Origin of the sequence: Botrimarina sp., assembly GCF_040219535.1 — a bacterium.
Classification (GTDB): Bacteria; Planctomycetota; Planctomycetia; order Pirellulales; family Lacipirellulaceae; genus Botrimarina.
In genome coordinates this window covers 108557-124676 of record NZ_JAVJSH010000020.1, presented here as the reverse complement: position 1 = coordinate 124676, position 16120 = coordinate 108557, and the positions used below count along the sequence as shown (strand labels likewise).

At 70.5% G+C, this 16120-nt stretch carries 16 protein-coding genes and 1 tRNA gene; 11 read left to right on the top strand and 6 right to left on the bottom strand.

All coding sequences use genetic code 11. The features are described from left to right. Positions 1 to 25: 25 nt before the first annotated feature. Complete coding sequence (locus tag RIC11_RS10775) at positions 26 to 1081, bottom strand: DUF1207 domain-containing protein (RefSeq protein ID WP_350211093.1); 1056 nt, start codon at positions 1079 to 1081, stop codon at positions 26 to 28. A 220-nt stretch (positions 1082 to 1301) separates the two neighbouring features. Here RIC11_RS10775 and RIC11_RS10770 point away from each other — a divergent pair, with 220 nt between their 5' ends. The 4 genes from RIC11_RS10770 to RIC11_RS10755 all read left to right on the top strand — a co-directional run bounded on the left by RIC11_RS10770 (position 1302) and on the right by RIC11_RS10755 (position 3571). Continuing rightward, the gene (locus RIC11_RS10770) at positions 1302 to 1628 is read left to right on the top strand and encodes an MTH1187 family thiamine-binding protein (protein WP_350211091.1); all 327 of its coding nucleotides are present in this window, start codon (positions 1302 to 1304) and stop codon (positions 1626 to 1628) included. A 45-nt stretch (positions 1629 to 1673) separates the two neighbouring features. Continuing rightward, a complete protein-coding gene (locus RIC11_RS10765; RefSeq protein ID WP_350211089.1) occupies positions 1674 to 2165 on the top strand; it encodes a flavin reductase family protein in 492 nt (163 codons plus the stop codon). A 47-nt stretch (positions 2166 to 2212) separates the two neighbouring features. Further along, positions 2213 to 3406, top strand: coding sequence for an L-2-hydroxyglutarate dehydrogenase (lhgD, locus tag RIC11_RS10760; protein WP_350211087.1), 1194 nt, complete (start codon positions 2213 to 2215; stop codon positions 3404 to 3406). A gap of 91 nt (positions 3407 to 3497) precedes the next feature. Continuing rightward, positions 3498 to 3571 (top strand) — tRNA-Pro (locus tag RIC11_RS10755). Between the two features lie 59 nt (positions 3572 to 3630). Here RIC11_RS10755 and RIC11_RS10750 read toward each other — a convergent pair. Continuing rightward, positions 3631 to 4674, bottom strand: a complete 1044-nt coding sequence (locus RIC11_RS10750) for a ParB/RepB/Spo0J family partition protein (protein ID WP_350211085.1) — start codon at positions 4672 to 4674, stop codon at positions 3631 to 3633. Then, positions 4667 to 5413, bottom strand: a complete 747-nt coding sequence (locus RIC11_RS10745) for a ParA family protein (RefSeq protein ID WP_350211083.1) — start codon at positions 5411 to 5413, stop codon at positions 4667 to 4669. The genes RIC11_RS10750 and RIC11_RS10745 overlap by 8 nt, the downstream gene beginning before the upstream one ends. 329 nt (positions 5414 to 5742) lie before the next feature. Here RIC11_RS10745 and RIC11_RS10740 point away from each other — a divergent pair, with 329 nt between their 5' ends. Further along, entirely contained in the window at positions 5743 to 6312 is a 570-nt protein-coding gene (locus tag RIC11_RS10740) for a hypothetical protein (protein WP_350211081.1), read from the top strand. Positions 6313 to 6572: 260 nt separating this feature from the next. Here the strand turns inward: RIC11_RS10740 and RIC11_RS10735 are convergent, their stop codons facing one another. The 3 genes from RIC11_RS10735 to RIC11_RS10725 all read right to left on the bottom strand — a co-directional run bounded on the left by RIC11_RS10735 (position 6573) and on the right by RIC11_RS10725 (position 9544). Beyond that, a complete protein-coding gene (locus RIC11_RS10735; protein ID WP_350211079.1) occupies positions 6573 to 7163 on the bottom strand; it encodes a DinB family protein in 591 nt (196 codons plus the stop codon). Positions 7164 to 7308: 145 nt separating this feature from the next. Beyond that, positions 7309 to 8670 (bottom strand): adenosylhomocysteinase, encoded by a 1362-nt coding sequence (gene ahcY / locus RIC11_RS10730; RefSeq protein WP_502879389.1) that lies wholly within the window; start codon positions 8668 to 8670, stop codon positions 7309 to 7311. A 211-nt stretch (positions 8671 to 8881) separates the two neighbouring features. Next, entirely contained in the window at positions 8882 to 9544 is a 663-nt protein-coding gene (locus RIC11_RS10725) for a phosphoribosylanthranilate isomerase (RefSeq protein ID WP_350211077.1), read from the bottom strand. A 219-nt stretch (positions 9545 to 9763) separates the two neighbouring features. Here RIC11_RS10725 and RIC11_RS10720 point away from each other — a divergent pair, with 219 nt between their 5' ends. The 6 genes from RIC11_RS10720 (at position 9764) to RIC11_RS10695 (ending at position 16091) form a co-directional block, all read left to right on the top strand. After that, the gene (locus tag RIC11_RS10720; RefSeq protein WP_350211075.1) at positions 9764 to 11512 is read left to right on the top strand and encodes an ExeA family protein; all 1749 of its coding nucleotides are present in this window, start codon (positions 9764 to 9766) and stop codon (positions 11510 to 11512) included. 37 nt (positions 11513 to 11549) lie between these two features. Then, the gene (locus RIC11_RS10715; protein ID WP_350211073.1) at positions 11550 to 12488 is read left to right on the top strand and encodes an SDR family oxidoreductase; all 939 of its coding nucleotides are present in this window, start codon (positions 11550 to 11552) and stop codon (positions 12486 to 12488) included. A 285-nt stretch (positions 12489 to 12773) separates the two neighbouring features. Continuing rightward, positions 12774 to 12977: a CsbD family protein gene (locus RIC11_RS10710; protein ID WP_350211071.1), complete on the top strand. Its 204-nt coding sequence runs from the start codon at positions 12774 to 12776 to the stop codon at positions 12975 to 12977. Between the two features lie 45 nt (positions 12978 to 13022). Further along, the gene (locus RIC11_RS10705) at positions 13023 to 13268 is read left to right on the top strand and encodes a hypothetical protein (RefSeq protein WP_350211069.1); all 246 of its coding nucleotides are present in this window, start codon (positions 13023 to 13025) and stop codon (positions 13266 to 13268) included. A 60-nt stretch (positions 13269 to 13328) separates the two neighbouring features. Further along, positions 13329 to 14111 carry a polyprenol monophosphomannose synthase gene (locus tag RIC11_RS10700; RefSeq protein ID WP_350211067.1) on the top strand — a complete coding sequence of 261 codons (783 nt, stop codon included), beginning with the start codon at positions 13329 to 13331 and terminating at the stop codon, positions 14109 to 14111. A gap of 165 nt (positions 14112 to 14276) precedes the next feature. Beyond that, on the top strand, positions 14277 to 16091 hold the full coding sequence (locus RIC11_RS10695; RefSeq protein ID WP_350211065.1) for a 6-phosphofructokinase: 1815 nt from the start codon (positions 14277 to 14279) through the stop codon (positions 16089 to 16091). Positions 16092 to 16120: the final 29 nt, after the last annotated feature.

Genomic DNA, 16120 nt, shown 5'->3' with positions numbered 1-16120 from the left:
GCCTCACGCGTCGCGCGTCACCGCCTCAGAAGTCCATCCAGAGGCCGGCGCCGATCTGCTCTTCCCAGCGGTCGAAGAACTGGTACTGGGTGCTCTGGCCGTTCATGTAGTGCAGGCCAACGCGGAGCGTCGACCCGGTGTCGCCGCGCCACAGCCAGCCCGCTTGCAGCGTCCAGTCGCCGCCGAAGTCGACCTCCTCGCGCAGGTGCGCGTTGGTCGCTAGGAACGGCGTGCCCGCGAAGCCGGTCGGGCCCGCGTGCGACCACTCGGCGCCGAACTGGAACTCCCACGGCTCGGCGCCCCCCGCGGTGAAGAACGCCCACGCCATCTCGCCGTAGACCCGCAGGTCGGGCGTGACGTGCCGCGACACGCCGAGGATGATCGCGTCGCGCACGTAGTTCACCCGGTTGTTCACGCCGGTGCGGGCGATCAGCTCGTCGCCCAGGTGGCTGCTCACGTGATAGTAGCCGAACTTGTACGCGACGCCGTCGCCGGCGGTGTAGGTGAGCGGCACGCCGAAGCGAAAGTCGGACGCGTCGACGTCGCGGTTCTCGTCCAGGTTGAGCCGAACGATCGCGGCGCCTTCCAGATCGAGCTGCCACCCGACCGGGCTGACGGGGTCGTAGTCGCCGTAGCGGAGGATGCCCCGACGCCCGCCGAGCGTCGCGTCCCAGAGGTTCTCGCTCTTCTGTATCGGGGTGCGGTTGTTGAACGAGTGCAGAGCGAGCCGCGGCTCGCGCGGGCCGGCGAGGTAGCTCCGGTAGATCAGGCCGTCCGGCATCAACTGCCAGCCGAAGCCGGGCCCGGAATCGTAGCCCCAGCCCGCCACGGCCCCCACCGGCGGCGCGGCGACCGGCAGCGGCTCGAAGCCGCCCTCAACGCCGTAGGCCGGCGGCAGCAGGCCGTGATCGGTCGCCAAGGCGCCGCTGGTCGCGGAAGTCTGAACGACGGGCCGCTCGGCGAGCCGGACGGCCTCCACGAAAGGATCGACCCGCGGAGATCGGGCCGACGTCGCAGCACTCACGCCGCACGCCAGCGCGACGAGCAGCAGCCGGGCGGCGGTCGGGAGTCGGGTGGGCATTTCGACGGTGAACGGGTGCGCAGCGAGCCCACCTGTCGGCCGGCCGCCAGTCGTGCGGAGCGTAGCGGTTAGATCGGTCACTCGACATAGCAGACTTGACGAATCGTAAGCTGCTGCGGCGAAGCCACTTACGATTCGCATCCCCTCGACGCCAGCCCGCAATATCCCTACAACCGGTAGAGTCGAAACGGACGATCCGCCCCCCCTCCACCCCGCCGATTTGGAGCCCCCTATGGTGCTGCTAGAGATGAGCGTCGTGCCAATGGGCGTGGGCCAGAGCGTCAGCGGCCAGGTCGCGCGGTGCGTCGAACTGATCGACCAGAGCGGCTTGCCCTACGAGTTGCATTCGATGGGCACTATCGTCGAGGGGGAGCTCCCCGACGTGCTCGACCTGATGCGGCGGTGCGTCGAGCTGCTCGCCGAAGACAGCGACAGGGTGAGCTGCTCCGCCAAGCTCGACTACCGCGCCGGGCAGAGCGGCCGCCTGCGGTCGAAGGTCCAGAGCGTCGAACAGAAGCTCGGCAAGGCGACCCCGCACACCGATTGACCCGATCAACGACTCGACAGCACCGCTAGCAAACGGGGCGGACAATTGAGTGACTCAGAGAGCAAACCGAGCGGCGGCCTCTACGAAGCGCTGGGCCGCGTGCCCAGCGGGATCTACATCCTCACCGTGGGCGCGGGCGAGAACGCGACCGGCATGCTGGCGAGCTGGGTGCAGCAAGCCGGCTTCGAGCCGCCGATGATCTCGCTCGCGATCAAGCCCGGCCGCCACGTCGCCCAGCGGATCGAGGCCGGAGAACCCTTCGCGTTGAACGTGGTGGCCGAGGGGGACAAGCGGCTGCTCAAGCACTTCGGCAAGGGTTTCGAGCCGGGCCAGCCGGCGTTCGAAGGGATCGACACCGAGCCCACCGCCGTCGGCGCGCCGGCGTTGGCCGCGGCGCTCGCGGTGCTGGAGTGCCGCGCGTCGGCCGGGGTCGACGCGTCGGACCACCGCGTCGTGGTGGCCCACGTGACCGGCGGCGCGCTGCGGGGCGACGCCCGGCCGATGGTCCACGTCCGCAATCGTGCGGACCACTACTGAAGCCCACCGTTCCACTACCCAAGCCCGCCACCAGGGCGGTTGCGAGCATGCCCGACCACACGGACCTCGTCGTCATCGGCGGCGGAATCGTTGGCCTCGCCACGGCTTGGCGGTTCGTCGAGCGTCGCCCCGGATCGACCGTCGTGGTGCTCGAAAAAGAAGACGCCGTCGCTCGGCACCAGACCGGCCACAACTCCGGGGTGCTGCACTCGGGCATCTACTACAAGCCCGGCTCGCTGAAGGCGATCAACTGCCGCGAGGGCAAACGCGCGATGGAGGCCTTCTGCGAGCAGGAGGGCGTCCCCTACGAGCTCTGCGGCAAGGTGATCGTCGCGGTCGACCACGAGCAGGTTCCGGCTCTGGAGAAGATCTACGAGCGGGGCCAAGCCAACGGCGTGCGGTGCGAGCGGATCGGCGTGGAGCGCCTCGCCGAGCTCGAGCCCCACACGGCGGGCGTGGCGGCGATCCACGTGCCGGAGACCGGCATCGTCGACTACGGCGCGGTGTGCCGCCGCTTGGCGGAGAAGCTGTTCGCCGCCGGCGGCCGCGTCGTCACCGGCGCCCGGGCGACGGCCCTCAAGCAAGCCGGCGCCGAGGTGGTCGTCACCACGACGGCCGGCGACTTCGCCGCCGACCGAGCGGTCAACTGCGCAGGGCTGCAAAGCGACCGGGTCGCCAAAATGGGCGGCGCAACACCGGGCGCGAAGATCGTGCCGTTCCGCGGCGAGTACTTCGAGCTGAAGCCCTCCGCGCAGCACCTGTGCCGTAACCTCATCTACCCGACTCCCGACCCCGCGTTCCCGTTCCTCGGCGTGCACTTCACCCGCATGATCCAGGGCGGAGTCGAGTGCGGCCCCAACGCGGTGCTCGCCCTCGCGCGGGAGGGTTACGGCAAGACCACGCTCAACGTGAAGGACCTGGCCGAGTCGCTCAGCTACGGCGGGTTCCTGAAGCTGGCCGCCAAGCACTGGCGGATGGGCGCGGGGGAGATGTGGCGCTCCGCGAGCAAGGCGGCCTTCGTCCGCGCGTTGCAGCGGCTCGTGCCCGAGATCACCGCCGACGCGCTCGTGCCGGCGCCGGCCGGCGTCCGCGCCCAGGCCGTGTTGCCCGACGGGTCGATGGTGGACGATTTCCTGATCGAGCAGAACGGCCGGGTCGTCAACGTGCTCAACGCCCCCAGCCCGGCGGCGACGGCCTCGCTGAACATCGGCTCGCTGGTGGTCGACCGGCTGGTCGACTAGCAACGGCGCGCGGATTTCGTGAGTCCCCCACCAATCGAGAGCCATCGTTGTCGTGAACCGCTCGGCGACGTACGATGTCTGGCTCAGATCACGGGGCGTGGCGCAGCCTGGTAGCGCGACTGCTTTGGGAGCAGTAGGTCGCACGTTCGAATCGTGTCGCCCCGACTGGATTTCTGCCGGGCTCGGCTTGGCTTCGCCACGACCTCGCCTCGCTGGGGCCGCGCTCAGGCAGCCTCGGCGGCCGGCTTCGGCACGGCGGTCAGCACGCTGCGGAGCCGCTCGAACGCCTCGCCGTCGGCGAAGTGCAGCGTGACCTTGCCGGCGCCCTTGGCGTTCTGAGTGAGCTTCACCTTCACGCCGAGGGCCGCGGTCAGCTCGGTCTCGAGCGCGGCGAGCTGCTCGCCGCGGGTCGGCGCCGAGGGGCGGCTCACGCCGTCTTGGCCAACGACACGCAGCTCGTCGTCGGCTGCGGCGGCGCCGTGCTCCTGGACCAGCTCTTCGGTGCGGCGGACCGATAGGCCCTCGCCTACCACCCGCTTCGCGTATCGGCTCTGCTCGTCGCCGGGCAACCCCAGCAGCGCCCGCGCGTGGCCCTGTGAGAGCTCCCCTTCGACGACCAGCGACTTCACGTCGTCCGGCAGGTCGAGCAGCCGCACCAGGTTGGCGACCGTCGAGCGGTTGATGTGCACGCGCGCGGCCAGCTCCTCCTGGGTGCAACCGTACTCGCGCAGGTAGCGCTCGAAGCTGGTCGCCTTCTCGATCGGGTTGAGGTCCTTGCGCTGCAGGTTCTCGACGATCGCCAGCTCGGCCGTCTGCCGGTCGTCGACGTCGCGCACCTGCACCGGCACCCGCTGCCAGCCGGCCGCTTGGGCGGCGCGCAAGCGGCGCTCGCCGGCGATCAGCTCGAAGCGTCCGTCCACCCGCCGGACCACCAGCGGCTGCAGCACGCCGTGCTCGCGGATGCTGTCCGCCAGGTCGGCGATCTCTTCCTCGTCGAACCGCTTGCGCGGCTGGTAGGGGTTCGGCTCGATCACGCCCAAGTCGAGCCAGCGCTGGCCGTCCTGGTCGCGGGTCATGACCCCGTCGTCCTCGGCGGCTTCCTCGGTGGCCGGCGGCGGTTCCGGGGACCCCGGCGCGCTCGTGTTTGCCGGCTCGGCGGCGCCGGCCGGCACCAGCGGCGTGGCGGCGCCGATCGGCGCTTGGCCCTCTTCGAGCGAACGCCCCAACAGGGCTTCTAGCCCACGACCCAATCGGCGTTGGTTACTCATCCTGGAGGACCTCCATGCCCACCTCGATATACGCCCTCGCTCCGCGCGAGCGGCAATCGTAGTCAAGTATTGATTGGCCGTGGCTGGGGGCCTCGGCCAGGGCGACGTCGCGCGGCACGACCGTGTCGAACACGATCTCGCCGAAGAAGTCGCGCACCTCGCGCTCGACCTCGTGCGTCAGCTCGAGGCGGTCGTCGTGCTTGGTTAGCAGGATCCCGCCGAACCGCAAACGGCTGTTTTGGCGGGCCATCACCCGCTTGATCAGCTCGATCATCTGCGTGAGCCCCTCCATCGCGAAGTACTCGCACTCCAGGGGCATCAGCACTTCGTCGGCGGTCGCCAGGGCCGTCTGCGTGAGCGCGCCGAGCGACGGCGGGCAGTCGACCAGCACGCAGTCGTACACGCCGAGGCTCGACGCCAGGTGCTCCGCCACCAAGCGGGCCTCGCCGCCGTCGACCTGGGCCAGGTGGTCCACGTCGTGGAAGCTGCGGCTCCCCGGGAGCAGCTCGAGCGACTCCACGCCGGTCGCCGCCACCGCGTCCCGCAGCGGCGACCGCTCCACCAGCGGGTGCCGAGCGGTCGGCTCGCCGCCCACGGCGCTCGTGGCGTTACACTGGGGATCGAGGTCCACCAGCAGCGTGCGGCGGCCGGAGGTCGCCAGCACCGCGGCCAGATTCACCGCCGTGGTGGTCTTGCCGACGCCCCCCTTCTGGTTCGCGATACAGAAGACGCGGCCCATGGGGGAGGCTGGAGGCTGGAGGCGGCAGGCTTGAGGGAGCTTTGGGGGGCGGAGTTTAGGAGGGGGCGCCGGGAGGGGGAATGGCAGAATCGCCGGGGACACGCGCCGGCTTGCGACCGCCGACTTGCCGCGAGGCCGCAGAGCCTAATCCGCCACGAGAGCTTGGCCTCGCACCGTCGCCACGTGATTACTGGGTGCGGCTGGCAGTGTTGCTTGGGCTCTGGCTGGCCTCCTTCTCGGCTGGGGCGGTACTCGTGGTTGGCCTCCTGGCCACTGGCGCCATGCTCCTATGGATTCTTAGCAGATCGAACTTTGAAGACAGTCTCGCTTTGCTCTTCGCCGCACTCGGCTGTGTCGTCGCCGCCGCCGTAGTGTTCGGCGTAGCGTTCGTCTACTTCGCCACGGTCTTCCTCATCTTCATCCCCCTCGCCGCTTTCAGCTGGTCGATAAGCGGCGTCCGGCGAGAGACTCTCCATGTGGCGATGACAACCGGGGCAGCCGCAGCGATCACCGCCACAGCGCCACTGTGGCTCTCTGCTGCTTTGGATCCGTGGGAGTCGGATCCGCTACGGTCGGCCGTGTCGGCTTGCTACGTCGTCACCGCGGTGATCGTCGGCGAAGCCGCTGGCGCGGTGCACGCGATCCGCGAAGCGCGGCGGGCCGTCCGCCGCGGCACAGGCCGTCCGCGCCTCACAATCGCGATGCTCCTGGCGAGTGTCGTCCCGCTCTCGATCCTCCTCGCTTTGATGCAAACGGCCGGCTTGCTGCGACCCACGACGGCGGCGGCGCTCATCGTCCTGGCGGCCGTGGCGGCAATTGCGCACCGACCGGTGGTGGTCGTCGTCAACTGTTGGGCCGACCGCCGGCTCCGCAAACGCCGCGCGGCGCGCTCCACGTGAAACATCCGGCGCCCGCCGCCCAGGGCGCCGGTTTCACGTGGAACACCCCAATCCCGCTGGCCGCAGGGTCGTTCCACGTGGAACACCGCGATGGCCCTATGGAACACCGCGGCGGCCCCGCGGACAGCACAAGATTGAGTAGCAGAGATTGGCCGAGCCGCGCCCGTAAGGAAGCGACCGAGCACGACGTTTAGCCGTTGGTCGCTTCCTTACGGGCGCGGCTCGGCGCCCTTCGCGCGATTAGGGTCGACGGCGGGGGCTCACTCCGCTGGCCAGCCTTCGAGCTCGAACTTCTTCTTCACGTTGGCCGTGTGCTCGTCGTAGTGGCTCTCCATCCGCTTCAGCAGCCGGCGCGGCGTCCAGCGGCTGCCGGGGGCCGCCTCGTCAAGCGGCAGGCCCTCCAGCAAGTAAGCGTGGCCCTGCACGTAGTCGGAGATGGCTTCCATCTGCGCGGCCTCTTGCTCGCCGCCCCAGTCGGGGTGGGCCGGCTGGTAGTCGTCGGGCATCTGCTCGGGGTTGATGCGGACCACTTCGTGGCGGTCGGGATCGAGCTGGGCGTAGATCTGGGAGAAGAACATCAGCTGGGTGGCCGCCATGTGCTCGGCGTTCCAACGCGGCGTGTGCGTGCCGTTGGGCGGCCGCCAGTTGAGCTGCTCGGCGGTGAGCGGCTCGAACACCTCGCGCGACGCGGCGCTCGCTTCGGCCATCGCGGTGAGCAGCTCGCCCAGCTCGCCGGAGGCCCGCCACTCTTTCTTCTCTTCGGGAGGCTCGGGCAGGTCGAGCGGCTCGGCCGCCGGCGCGATCGCACCGGCGAACAACAAGAGGGCGGCAAACGCGGCGACGCGGTGCATGGCGGACTCCGGACAAGTGGCGTGGTGACGCTGTGAAGCTTACCCGAAACGGCGCCCCGCGCACGAAATAGCCCCCGGTCATTGACCGGGGGCTAATCGATGCTCTTTCTTCCTACGGCCTAAGGCCTACAGCCTACAGCCTAACTCAGTACCGGTAGTGCTCCGGCTTGTAGGGGCCCTCGACCGGCACGCCGATGTACTCGGCCTGCTCCTCGGTGAGCTTCGTGAGCTTCACGCCGAGCTTGTCGAGGTGGAGCCGCGCGACCTCTTCGTCGAGCCGCTTGGGGAGCATGTAGACCTTGGTCTCGTACTCGCCCACGTTGTTCCACAGCTCGATCTGGGCGAGCGTCTGGTTCGTGAACGAGGTGCTCATCACGAAGCTCGGGTGGCCGGTCGCGCAGCCGAGGTTCACCAGGCGGCCCTTGGCCAGCACGATGACCGAGCGGCCGCTGTCCTTGAACGTGTAGCGGTCGACGGCGCCCTCCTTCTCGGGCTTGATGACCACCTTGGTGGCCTTGCCGTCGGCGACCTGCTTCTCGAGCCACTTGACGTCGATCTCGGTGTCGAAGTGCCCGATGTTGCAGAGGATCGCGTCCTCGGCCATGTGCACCATGTGCTCGCCGAGGATGATGTCCTTGTTGCCCGTCGTGGTGACGAACAGGTTGCCCTCCTTGCAGGCCTGTTCCATCGTCGTGACCTCGAAGCCCTCCATCGCCGCCTGCAGCGCGTTGATCGGGTCGATCTCGGTCACGATCACTCGGCAGCCGTAGCGCTGCAGCGAGTGGGCGCAGCCCTTGCCGACGTCGCCGTAGCCGCACACGACTGCCACCTTGCCGGCCAGCATCAGGTCCGTGGCGCGCTTGACGCCGTCGGCCAGCGACTCGCGGCAACCGTACAGGTTGTCGAACTTGCTCTTCGTGGCCGAGTCGTTGACGTTGATCGCCGGCACGCCCAGGCGGCCCTTGCGGTTGAGCACCTCCAGCCGGTGGATGCCGGCGGTGGTCTCCTCGGAGAGGCCCTTGATGTTCGACAGCAGCTCGGGGAAGCGGTCGTGCACCATGGCGGTCAGGTCGCCGCCGTCGTCGAGGATCATGTTGAGCGGCTCGCCCGACGGGAACGCGAACAGCGTCTGCTCGATGCACCAGTCGAACTCTTCCTCGGTCTCGCCCTTCCAAGCGAACACCGGGATGCCCGCCTTGGCGATCGCGCACGCCGCGTGGTCCTGCGTGCTAAAGATGTTGCAGCTGCTCCAGGTGACCTCCGCGCCGAGCTCGATGAGGGTCTCGATCAGAACGGCCGTCTGGATCGTCATGTGCAGGCAGCCGGCGATCCGAGCCCCCTTCAGCGGCTTGTCCTTGCCGTACTTTTCACGCAGGGCCATCAGGCCCGGCATCTCGTTCTCGGCGAGGTTGATCTCTTTGCGGCCGAACGCGGCGAGCTCCTCGAACCGCTCGGGCGTGCAGTCGAGGACTTTGTAGGGGAGCTTCTCGGTCGTCAGGGTCGCCACAGGCGGGCCTCCGTCGGGGGGTCGTTGAAGAAACGTTCTCGGTCCCGGCCGGGCAGAGGAGCCAAGGGGCCGGGGGGCCGCGTCGTGCGGCCTTCACTTTCTCAGGCGGGTAAGCGCAGCAGTATAGGCGGCGGCGCCGGTGGTGCTCAACCGCTGAAATCGCCTTGCGACGCGTCCCACAGGCCTCAGAACCGCACGCCGGCGGGCGCCGTCACCGGGCAGCTCCGAAAGCCTCGGCGGCCCGCTGGACGAATTGGGCGACCTTGTCGGCGTCCTTCCGGCCCGGCGACTGCTCGACCCCCGACGCGGTGTCGACGCCGTCCGGCGCGACCAGGCGGATCGCCTCGGCGACGTTCTCCGGCGTCAGCCCGCCAGCTAGCACCAGCGGGGTCTCGCCGAGCCGGCCCCGCTCTTCCGCCAGCACCCGCCAATCGGCGGTCTTGCCGCTGCCCCCGTACGCGCCGGCTGCGGCCGCGTCGGCCAGCAACGCCGCGACCGGCCTCGACAACCGCCGCGCCTGTTCGAGCCACTCGAGCGCCGGAGCGAGGCCCTCCGTGCCGACCCGCACAGCGCGGACGACCGGCAACGCGGCGGGCAGTTCCGCCAGCAACGACGCGGGCTCGTCGCCGTGGAGCTGGATCGCGTTGAGCCCGGCCAGGACGGCGATGGCGGTGATCTCGCCCGCCGACGCGTTGACGAACACCCCGACACGCAGCGCGCCGCGAGCCGCGTCGGCCACGTCGCGCGCGGCCTCGACGCTCACGCAGCGGGGGCTCTTCGCGTAGAAGTTCAGCCCGATCGCGTCGGCCCCGGCGGCGACCGCTTGGGCCGCGTCGGCGGGGGTGGTCACTCCGCAGATCTTGACTCGAAACACGGCGGATCGGGCGTTCGCGGCGTGGCGGCGTGATGTGTACCTATGTGCGCCATCCCGCACGGCGCGGCGACAACCGGCGCCGGCGCCGTGTCCGAGTTAAGCGGGGCGCCGCGGGGCGCCGATGGCAATGACGGTCGTGTGGGCTCGCGCCGCCCGTGCGTCGCCGCCGTCGGGCGTGGAGCCAGCGGCCTCGGGTCCGCCGCTTTGGAGTGTAACGCTATGCCGTCGCCGATTCTCGCTTCCGGTGAGCGAATCTTCCCGACCCACCCGCGGGTCGACCGCTACTTCGCGAGCGCCGCCGCCGAGGCCGCCCGCCGGCGGCTCGTGCAGTGCCTGGTCCGCGGCGACGGCCCCGCCCTGCTGATCGGCGCGCCGGGCGTGGGCAAGTCGATGCTCATCGAGGCGCTCTGCAGCGAGCTCGGCGCGTCGCTGCGTGTCGTGCGGCTGGCCGGCGCGCAGCTGTGCACCCGCCGCGCGCTGCTCCAGGCGATCCTGCACGGCCTCGGCCGCCCGTACCAGCAGCGCGAAGAGGGCGAGCTCCGCCTGTCGCTCAGCGACGCGTTGCTGTCGACCGACGGCGAGTCGCGCGCCGTCGCGCTGCTCGTCGACGAGGCCCAGTCGCTGCCCGTGCGGCTGCTGGAGGAGCTGCGGCTGCTGACGAACGTCGCGCAGAACGGACTGCCCCGCCTGCGCCTGGTGCTCGCCGGCAGCCACGCCCTCGACGAGGCGTTCACCGCTCCGGAGCTCGAAGCGTTCAACCAGCGCCTCGTCGCCCGCTGCTACCTCGAGCCCCTCACCCGCGACGAGACGGCCGCGTACCTGAGGGCGCACCTGGCGGCCGCCGGCGGCGACCCGGACCAGCTGCTGGCCGACGACGCGTACCAGGCGATGTGGCAAGCCACCGACGGGCTGCCGCGGCTGATCAACCAGGTGGGCGAGCGGGCGATGGTGCTGTCGGTGGAGCAGGGCCGGCCGCGGCTCGACGCCGCCTCGATCGGCGCGGCGTGGTCCGACCTGCACCAGTTGGCCGCGCCCTGGCAGTCGCCCGCGTCGACCCGCTTCGCCGCCGCCGCGACGCCCGAAGCACACGGCTCGCACGACGACTCGTCGGTCGAGTTCGGGCTGCTCGACGACGAGGACGACCTCGGCGACGTGCTCCAGGCCGAGGCCGAAGCGGTCAGCGCCGCCGCGGCCGCCGCGCGCGGCTTCGCCCCGAGCGCGACCTCCGGCGTGTGGGACGCGGACAAGCGGCTGCACCGGGCGACCGGCCAGCGCTCGGCCGACCCGAGCGACGAGGCCCCCGCCGACGACGAGGAGTGTGTCTCGTACGCGTTCCCGTCGCTGGCGGCCGAGCGTGACCGCGCCGACGACGATCCGGCCGAGGACCGCCCGTTTGCCGCCGACCTGGCGGCCGCCGACGCGGACCTAGAGGAAGAGGACACCCTCATGGACGAGGACGACGACGAGCCCATCGGCGACGCCCTTCGAGCCCCCGACGAGTCGCCCGCCGAGTCGCCCGTCGAGTCGCCCGTTGCTGGCGAACCCCAGGCCGCCAAGGGGGCGCCGGCAACCGCCCCGAACCCGTTCGACGAGCAGTTCGACGAAGAGGAGCTGGTCGTCGACCCGTTCGCCGACGCCGAGCGGGTCATCCCCGCGGCGCCCAAGGTCTCCCACGGCAAGCGCAACGAGCTGGCCGAGGCGTTCGCCGCGGTGGCCGAAGCCGATCCCGCCGAGGTCGCGCCGGTCGCGGTGGCGGCCGACGCCCCGTCGCTCCAGCGCCGCGAGCCGGTCGGCGACGAAGAATCTCCGATCGCCGCGCGAGTCGGCCTCGACGACCCCGACGACCGGGCCGACGACGACGAGGACCCGATCGTGCTGGTTGAACCGGACGAGCCACTCGCCGAGCTCGAGTCGTCCGCGTGCCGGCAAGACTACCGCCAGCTGTTCGCGAACCTCCGGCAGGGCTGACCGTGCTAAGCTGTAGTCCTCACACAGGGAGACAGCTATGGCACTCTGCTTGGTGACCGGCGGCGCCGGGTTCATAGGCTCGCACATCGCGACCGCTCTGGCCCGGCGCGGCGACCGCGTCCGCGTGCTCGACAACCTCAGCACCGGCTACCCGAGAAACCTCGCGCACCTGGGCCAGCAGGTCGAGCTAATCCGGGGCGACGTGGCCGACGCCGCCGCGGTCGACCGCGCCGTGGACGGCGCGGAGCTCGTGTTCCACCAGGCCGCGATGGCCTCCGTGCCGGCGAGCCTGCGCACGCCGATGGAGTCGCACTCGGCCTGCATGACCGGCACGGTGCAGGTGCTCGACTCGGCCCGACGGGCCGGCGTGCGCCGCGTGGTGATGGCCGCGTCGGCCGCCGCCTACGGCGACCAGCTATCGGCCGCGAAACGGGAGACCGACCCGGCGAAGCCGCTCTCCCCCTACGCGGCGAGCAAAGTCGCCAGCGAGCTGTACTGCCAGGCGTTCGCGGCCTCGTTCGAGATCGAGGCCGTCGCGCTCCGCTACTTCAACGTTTACGGCCCGCGGCAAGACCCGGCGAGCGAGTACTCCGCCGTGATCCCGATCTTCGTGACGAAGATGCTCGGTGGCGAGCGGCCGACGGTCTTCGGCGACGGCATGCAGAGCCGCGACTTCGTCTTCGTCGAGGACGTGGTCCGGGCCAACCTGCTCGCCGCCGAAGCGCCCCAGGCGAGCGGCCGCGTGATCAACATCGGCACGGGGCGGCACACCACGCTGCTCGACCTGATCGACGCGATCAACGCCGCCGCCGGCACGACGCTCGAGCCGGTCTTCGCCGACCCGCGGCCGGGCGACATCCGCGAGAGCCTCGCCGACATCACCCTCGCGCGCACGCTGCTCGGCTACGAGCCGCGGGTCGCGTTCGCCGACGGCCTCAAGCAATCGATCGACTACTACCGATCGATCGCCGCCTGAGGGCGCTCTTCACGAACCGCCGATGCCGCGGGATCGACCCGCGCCGTTCCCGCCCCCAATGCCCGCCGACGGCAGCCGCCTGATTGCCACGGCGTCGGGCTGATCGATACGGCGCCACCTGTCCGCCGCGGCGGATCGGGTAGGCGCTGGGCCGCAACTGCTTTGTGCGCTGCAAGTTAGGTTTGCCACCGCGGGGATGGCACATCGCTTGCCTAGTGGCTTCCAGGCACACAAAGCCACCAGGCAAGCGAGAAACGCCTCCTCAATCAAACGGAGCCTACCCAAATGAACTGGGATCAGATCCAAGGCAAATGGACCCAAACGAAGGGTCAAGTCAAAGAGCAATGGGGCAAGCTCACCGACGACGATGTCGACCGGATCGACGGCAAGCGCGACCAGCTCGTCGGAACCGTCCAAGAGCGCTACGGAATCGCTCGAGAAGAAGCAGAGAAGCAGGTGTCGAAGTTCGAGAAGAGCTGTAACTGCTGACCCACCAAAGGCAGGCCAAAGCGGCGTGTCGCTTCTGACGCGACTATGGACACCAAAATGTATCGCGGCTTCCGCTCCTCGGACTCACCGAGAGCCGAAGGCGATCCACCCACCACCCATCCCGCGCCCGACTTCGCGCCGCCCAGGCCCCCCTCGCCGGGCGTGCCGCAGCCCGGAGAGCCCCTGCCGGCCCCGCCGCCGCTGCACGACCCGCCGCTGCACGACCCGCCGCCGAGCGAGCCCGCGCCCGACCGGCCCGGCCCCATTGAGCCGCACGCGCAGCGAGCCTAGGGGGCCTCGGTCTCCCGGACCCGCCTCGACGCGTCGCGCCGGCCCCGGCATCATCCTGCGATGGCCGCGCCCCGGACGCTCGTCGCGATAGCGACCTACAACGAGATCGAGAACCTGCCGACGCTCGTCGACGCGGTCCAATCCGCCCTGCCCGAGGCCGACGTGCTCGTCGTCGACGACGCCTCGCCAGACGGCACGGGGCGATGGGCCGACGAGAGAGCCCGCTGTGATCCGCGCGTCGAGGTGCTCCACCGCGCGGGCAAGCTGGGCCTCGGCTCGGCCACCTTCGCCGCCATGCGGCGTGCGATCGACGGGGGCTACGATGTTGTCTGCACGCTCGACGCCGATTGGTCGCACCCGCCGGACCGGTTGCCCGACCTAGTCGCGGCGCTGGCCCGGGCCGACGTGGCGATCGGCTCTCGCTACGCCGCCGGCGGGGCGATCGAGGGCTGGCCGTGGCGGCGCCATGTGATGAGCCGCGTCGTGAACGTGGCGGCAAAGGGGCTCCTGCGTTTGCCGGTGCGCGACTCTAGCGGCGCCTTCCGCGCGTACCGCGTCGAGAAACTCCGCGGCCTCGACTTCGGCTCGATGCGGTCGAGCGGGTACGCGTACCTCGAAGAGATCCTCTGGCGGCTCAAGCGCCTCGGGGCGTCGTTCGCCGAGACCCCGATCACGTTCACCGAGCGTCGCGCTGGAGCGTCGAAGATCAACCGCGGCGAGGCGTCCGCCGCGGCCGGGCTGCTGCTGCGGCTCGGCGCACAAGAGTGGCTCGGCCCGGCCGCGGCGCCCTTCGGAGATCGCAAGCAGCCTTCGGCAGAGGCCGACGGATCGCGTTCGACCTGAGACCCCCGCCGCCCCCGGCCTCCGGCCCGGTTCGGTTGTGACGGATAGTCGACCGACGGCGCTCGCCGCCGCGCCGTTCGTTGTGACCTAGCCTTGCCGGCAGACCCTCCATTCCGCCGCGGCCTTCTAGGGCGGCGCGACTCGAAACTCACGGCCGGATAGGACATGAGCACCAAACGTATCGGCATCCTCACCTCCGGCGGCGACTGCCCGGGCCTCAACGCGGTGATCCGCGGCGCGGTCAAGGCCTGCCACCAGCTCGGCTACGACTGCGTCGGCTTCCTGAAGGGCTACGAGGGGCTCTACGACCCGGTCCAGTATGTCCACCTGACCCCGCAGAGCACCCGCGGCATCCTCAGCCAAGGCGGCACGATCCTCGGGTCGACCAACAAGGGCCGCTTCGCCGCGACGGTCGGCATCCAGGACCGCAAGGAGCTCGACCCGGCGCTCGTCGCCGGCGTGAAGCAGACGATCTCGCAGCTCGCGATCGACGGCCTCATCTGCGTCGGCGGCGACGGCTCGCTGGCCGTCGCCCAGCAGCTCCACGAGAGCGGCGTGCCGGTCGTCGGCGTGCCGAAGACGATCGACAACGACCTCTCGGCCACCGCGTTCACCTTCGGCTTCGACAGCGCCATCGAGTGTGCGACCGACGCGCTCGACCGCCTGCACACGACCGCCGCCAGCCACGAACGGATCATGGTCCTCGAGGTCATGGGCCGCCACGCGGGATGGATCGCGCTGCACGCGGGCATCGCCGGCGGCGGCGACGTGATCCTGATCCCCGAGATCGAGTGGAACTACGAGCACGTCTGCCACAAGATCCTCCACCGCGAAAGCCAAGGCAAAAAGTTCACGCTGGTCGTTGTCGCCGAGGGCGCCGAGCTCCCCGGCGGCGGGCTGGTCGGCGAGGCCAACGACGGCGCCCAGATGAAGCTCGGCGGCGTGGGCCGCGCCGTCGCCGCGGAGATCGAACGCCGCCTGCACCGCGAGACCCGCCTGAGCGTGCTGGGGCACCTGCAACGGGGCGGGCAACCGACCACGTTCGACCGCGTGCTCGCCACGCAGTTCGGAGCGCACGCGGTGCGTCTGGTCAAAGAAGGCCGCTTCGGCGAGATGATCTGCAGCCAGCCGCCCGGGATGACCAGCGTCCCCATCATCGAGGCGGTCCACGAAATCCGCCGGGTCGACCCGCACGGCCCCGGCGTGCAGGCCGCTCGCGCGCTGGGCATCAGCTTCGGCGACCGCCCGGCCGACGAGATCGGCCAAGACATCTTCGACCGGCTCGAGCCCGCCGCCCACCTGGTCCACGGGCACCTGCAGCCGACGCCCGCGGCCGACGAGGCGCCTCTGCTGCCTGCCGCCAGCGAGTCCTCGCAGCCGACCCCGGGGCCCGGCGTGGCGGCCACCGTGCTGTCTGCCCAAGCCGACGAGCCGCTCGAAGAGGACGAAGAACGGCTCGCCGACGAGGTCCTCGACCTGGTGGCCGAGGCCGACGAGGCCATCCACGGCGACCCGCTCGCCGACCTCGACGACAACCCGCCGCAACCCGCCGTCGACGCCGACCAGCAGGGCGAGCCAGAGGCCCCCGCCGCCCGCTCGCCCGTCGAGCTGCCCGAAACGCCAACGGTCGCCCTCGAGCTGGACAACGCCGAGGAAGAGGCCGCCGACCCCGACGACTCCGACGACGACGATTGCGGCCTGCCCGACCTCTCGTTCGCCCAGGCCGAACTGGCCGAACGGATCGCCGCCGCGGCCAAGGCCTCCCGCGACTCGGCGCCCAACTCGCCGGCGCTCGACGAGAGCATGAAGGACCTCGACGCCGAAGAGCTGGCCGCCAAGCCGGGGCCGAAGGCCTCCGCAAAGCCAGCCGCACGCGGCGCCGACAAGGCCGCCGGTAAGGAGCCCGCCGACGACCTCGACACCGAAGTCGACCGCCTCGACGACGCCCGCTCCGCCCTAGAAGCCGCCCTCCTAGACTAGTCCCCCGCCGCGCCGCGTCCCCCGTCCCC

Excerpts from the sequence above, each read along its gene's own strand:
- RIC11_RS10750 (WP_350211085.1), bottom strand. The coding sequence starts at position 4,674 with ATGAGTAACCAACGCCGATTGGGTCGTGGGCTAGAAGCCCTGTTGGGG.
- RIC11_RS10700 (WP_350211067.1), top strand. The coding sequence starts at position 13,329 with ATGGCCGCGCCCCGGACGCTCGTCGCGATAGCGACCTACAACGAGATC.
- RIC11_RS10715 (WP_350211073.1), top strand. The coding sequence starts at position 11,550 with ATGGCACTCTGCTTGGTGACCGGCGGCGCCGGGTTCATAGGCTCGCAC.
- RIC11_RS10705 (WP_350211069.1), top strand. The coding sequence starts at position 13,023 with ATGGACACCAAAATGTATCGCGGCTTCCGCTCCTCGGACTCACCGAGA.
- RIC11_RS10745 (WP_350211083.1), bottom strand. The coding sequence starts at position 5,413 with ATGGGCCGCGTCTTCTGTATCGCGAACCAGAAGGGGGGCGTCGGCAAG.
- RIC11_RS10720 (WP_350211075.1), top strand. The coding sequence starts at position 9,764 with ATGCCGTCGCCGATTCTCGCTTCCGGTGAGCGAATCTTCCCGACCCAC.
- lhgD (WP_350211087.1), top strand. The coding sequence starts at position 2,213 with ATGCCCGACCACACGGACCTCGTCGTCATCGGCGGCGGAATCGTTGGC.
- RIC11_RS10695 (WP_350211065.1), top strand. The coding sequence starts at position 14,277 with ATGAGCACCAAACGTATCGGCATCCTCACCTCCGGCGGCGACTGCCCG.
- RIC11_RS10775 (WP_350211093.1), bottom strand. The coding sequence starts at position 1,081 with ATGCCCACCCGACTCCCGACCGCCGCCCGGCTGCTGCTCGTCGCGCTG.
- RIC11_RS10710 (WP_350211071.1), top strand. The coding sequence starts at position 12,774 with ATGAACTGGGATCAGATCCAAGGCAAATGGACCCAAACGAAGGGTCAA.
- RIC11_RS10735 (WP_350211079.1), bottom strand. The coding sequence starts at position 7,163 with ATGCACCGCGTCGCCGCGTTTGCCGCCCTCTTGTTGTTCGCCGGTGCG.